The following is a 3,831-nucleotide window of genomic DNA, read 5'->3' as shown; positions in this document are numbered from 1 at the left end:
CTCCGCCAGGCTGCAGGTGTTGCCCCCTGCAAGGGGGGTGGCGAAAGACGCGCAGCGCTGCAGACTGGGGGTGTTCAATAGCTAATCCCCGAACTCGTCGCCCAGTTCCCGCGCCCGGTGCTTCGCCGCGTGCACCGCCCGCATGATGATGTTCTTGATGCCGTCCTGCTCCATCGAAGTAATCGCTGCGTGGGTGGTGCCGCCTTTGGAGGTGACGCGCTGGCGCAGGATTTCCGGCGGCTCTTTCGACTGGCGGGCCAGGGCGGAGGCACCGACGAAGGTGCCGACGGCCAGCTTGTGCGCCTGGTCGCGGCTCAGGCCCATGTCGGCACCGGCCTGGGTCATGGCTTCGATGAACAAAAACACGTAGGCCGGGCCAGACCCGGACAAGGCCGTCACGGTATCTAGCTGCACTTCTTCGCCGACCCACAGGGTTTCGCCGGTGGCGGACAGCACTTTTTCGACCAGTTTGCGGTCGGGGTCGGACACGGCGGGCCGGGCGAACAAGGCGGTCATGCCCTTGCCGATCAGCGCCGGGGTGTTGGGCATGGCGCGTACCACGCGCTCGGTGCCCAGCCAGTGGGCGATGCTGTCGCTGCGGATACCCGCGGCCACGCTCAGGTGCAGCGCATTCTTGGTGTGGAAGCGGGTTTGCAGGGCGGCATCTTTGAACATCTGCGGCTTGACGGCCCAGACCACGGTGCGCGCCTGGTCCAGCGCCGGGCCGGGCATGTCATGGGCGGTAATCGCAAAGTCGGCCAGCAGCTTGGCGCGGGCTTCTGCCCAGGGCTCGATCACCACAATGTGGTTGGCCGGCACGCCTTTTTTGACCAGCCCGCCGATGATGGCGCTGGCCATGTTGCCCCCGCCAATGAAGGCGATGTGGTCGTGCGCCGCAGAGCTGCCCTGGCTGCCAAAGTTAGACAGCCCCCCCGCTTGCGAGGTGGAGAAGTTGGATGCGCCAAACTGGGATGGGCTGGGTCGGGTGGGTGCCATGGGAAGTCCAGAAGTACGGGTAAAGAGGTTATTTGCCGTTGATACCCAGCAATTCCACCTCGAACTGCAGCGTGGCATTGGCCGGAATCACGCCGCCTGCGCCGCGTTCGCCGTAGGCAATGGTGGGGGGGCAGGTGAGTTTGGCTTTGCCGCCGACTTTCATTTTCTGCACGCCTTCGGTCCAGCACTTGATCACGCCGTTCAGCGGGAATTCGATGGGTTCGTTGCGCTTGTACGAGCTGTCGAATTCCTTGCCGTCGAGGAAGGTGCCCCGGTAGTGGACTTTGACCTTATCGGTGGCGCTGGGGCTGGCACCGGTGCCGTCTTTCAGGGAGCGGTACACCAGTCCGCTGGGGGTCACGGTGGCACCGGGTTCTTTGGCGGCCGCGGCTGCGTCGTTGGTTTGGGCCCAAGAGGAAGCGGCCGTGGTGGCGGCAAGCAGGCAGAACGCGGCAGTGGTCAGGGCAAATTTCACGAAAAACCTTCGGGTTAGGGTAGATACCAGCCATTATTGCGGTTTCTGGTGGGGTCTTTGGCGCTGCGTCCCCAAAAAGGGGGATGGCGCAGTTACCGTATGCGCCAGGAGCTATCTATTTAATAGCATATTAGAGGGCTGAATATCTCTGCCCCCGTAAAGGAAACCTCTATGTCTTCGTTCCAGTTGGATCTTTTTGTGGTGGGTGGCGGCAGTGGTGGCGTGCGGGCGGCCCGCATGGCAGCCCAGCGCGGTGCCCGGGTGGCGCTGGCCGAGGTGGGGGCTTTGGGCGGTACCTGTGTGAATGTGGGCTGCATTCCCAAAAAGCTCTACAGCTACGCCGCGGGCTATGCCGAGGCGTTTGAAGAGGCGGCAGGCTTTGGCTGGCAGGTGGCGCACCCTACGTTTGACTGGGCCACGCTCAAAGCCAACCGCGCCACCGAGATCACCCGGCTCAACGGCATCTACCGCCAACTGCTGGTGGGCGCAGGCGTACACATCATTCCGGGCTGGGCCACGCTGGTGGATGCGCACACGGTGCAGGTCGGCGAGCAGACATTCACCGCCGAGAACATCCTGCTGGCCACCGGTGGTACGCCTACCGTGCCGGGCATCCCCGGTGCTGAACACGCCGTGGTGTCGGACGCGATGTTTGACCTGGAGCCTTTTCCGCAGCGTCTGCTGGTGGTGGGCGGTGGCTATATCGCCTGTGAATTTGCCTCCATCTTCAACGGCCTGGGTTCTCAGGTCACCCAGGTCTACCGCGGCACGCAGGTACTGCGCGGCTTTGACGACGACGTCCGTAACTTTTTGGCCCAGGAGGTGCGCAAGGCCGGGGTCGATCTGCGGCTGGAGTCCGACGTGGCCAGCATCCTGCACACCCCCGCCGGGCTGGAGGTGCGCCTGGTCGGCGGCGAGACCCTGACGGTAGACCAGGTGCTGTACGCAATTGGCCGCGTGCCCAATGTGCAGGGCCTGGGCCTGGAGGCGGCGGGCGTGGCGCAGGGCCAAGACGGGGCCATCGAGGTCAATGCCCACTACCAGACCTCGGTGCCCAGCATCTACGCGTTGGGCGACGTGACCGCGCGTATCCAGCTCACCCCCGTGGCGCTGGGTGAGGCCATGGTACTGGTAGACCATTTGCTCGGCCCCAAAACTGGCAAGACTGCGCGGCAGATGGACTACGCGCTCATCCCCACCGCGGTGTTCACCCACCCCAATATCGGCACCGTGGGCCTGTCGGAAGCGGATGCGCGCGCGCAGTTTGGCCAGGTCAGCATCTTCCGTAGCGAGTTCAAGGCGCTGCGCCACACGCTGAGCGGCAGCACCGAGCGCACGCTGATGAAGCTGGTGGTAGACGATGCGACCGACCGCGTGGTCGGCCTGCACATGGTGGGTGCCGACGCAGGCGAGGTGGTGCAAGGTTTTGCCGTGGCCATGAAGGCGGGCGCGACCAAGGCGGTGTTTGACAGCACCATCGGCATCCACCCCACGGCAGCGGAAGAATTTGTGACCATGCGGGAACCTGTGGCACCCTAAGCTTTTGCACACGCGGCACTGGGCTGGTCAACGGCATCTATTGCACTGCACAATAGGCGTATGCCCTACCTACCCGCCTTCATTGCCCCCACCCGTTTTACCGATCCGGTTGCCGCTCTGGCGCAGGTCCGCCTGATTTACGACCAGCAAATCGACCATCTGCGTGCCGCCATGCAGCGCTGTGTGGCCGGCGAGACTTTGCCCGGCCATGTGCGCGCTTGCTATCCGTTTGTGCGTCTGCACACCGAGACGGTAGCCCGCGCCGTCGAGTTGGAGGGCGCGCACCTGAGCTATGGCTTTGTGGCCGGACCCGGCCGGTTTGAAACCACGCTGACCCGGCCCGACCTGTTCAGCGGCTATCTGCTGGAACAGTTCCGGTTGTTGCTGCAAAACCACCAGGTCGAGCTGGAAATTGGCACCAGCGCCCTGCCTATCCCGGTGCACTTCTCGTTTGCCGAACACGACCACGTGGAAGGCCAGATGGATGCCAGTCGCCGCATGCTGATGCGCGACGTGTTCGACCTGCCCGACTTGGCCGCCATGGACGATGGCATTGCCAACGGCACCTACGAGCCGCGCCCCGGCGACCCGCAGCCGCTGGCGCTGTTTACCGCGCCACGGATGGACTATTCGCTGCACCGCCTGCGGCATTACACCGGTACCGGGCCCGAGCATTTCCAGAACTTTGTGTTGTTCACCAACTACCAGTTCTATATCGACGAATTCGTCCGCATGGGCCACGCCGCCATGGCCGACCCGCACAGCGAATACGTGGCCTTTGTCGAACCCGGCAACGTCATCACCCGCCGGGTGGGCCTGCC

3 protein-coding genes and 1 pseudogene are annotated in these 3,831 nt (G+C 64.1%); 2 read left to right on the top strand and 2 right to left on the bottom strand.

What is annotated here, in order from left to right; genetic code table 11:
- Positions 1–81: 81 nt before the first annotated feature.
- Positions 82–996, bottom strand: coding sequence for a pyrroline-5-carboxylate reductase (gene proC / locus ABI213_RS23045; RefSeq protein WP_348028847.1), 915 nt, complete (start codon positions 994–996; stop codon positions 82–84).
- Between the two features lie 28 nt (positions 997–1,024).
- On the bottom strand, positions 1,025–1,471 hold the full coding sequence (locus ABI213_RS23040; RefSeq protein ID WP_348028845.1) for an FKBP-type peptidyl-prolyl cis-trans isomerase: 447 nt from the start codon (positions 1,469–1,471) through the stop codon (positions 1,025–1,027).
- Between the two features lie 171 nt (positions 1,472–1,642).
- Between ABI213_RS23040 and gorA the strand changes: the two genes are divergently transcribed.
- A complete protein-coding gene (gene gorA, locus ABI213_RS23035) occupies positions 1,643–3,010 on the top strand; it encodes a glutathione-disulfide reductase (protein WP_348006292.1) in 1,368 nt (455 codons plus the stop codon).
- Positions 3,011–3,070: 60 nt separating this feature from the next.
- Positions 3,071–3,831 (top strand): annotated as a pseudogene (locus ABI213_RS23030) (AMP nucleosidase); the annotation flags it as partial.

Source organism: Rhodoferax sp. (genome assembly GCF_039922535.1).
Classification (GTDB): Bacteria; Pseudomonadota; Gammaproteobacteria; order Burkholderiales; family Burkholderiaceae_C; genus Rhodoferax_B.
The sequence above is the reverse complement of the archived record's forward strand: the minus strand, read 5'-3'. Positions and strand labels throughout refer to the sequence as shown.

Excerpts from the sequence above, each read along its gene's own strand:
- proC (WP_348028847.1), bottom strand. The coding sequence starts at position 996 with ATGGCACCCACCCGACCCAGCCCATCCCAGTTTGGCGCATCCAACTTC.
- gorA (WP_348006292.1), top strand. The coding sequence starts at position 1,643 with ATGTCTTCGTTCCAGTTGGATCTTTTTGTGGTGGGTGGCGGCAGTGGT.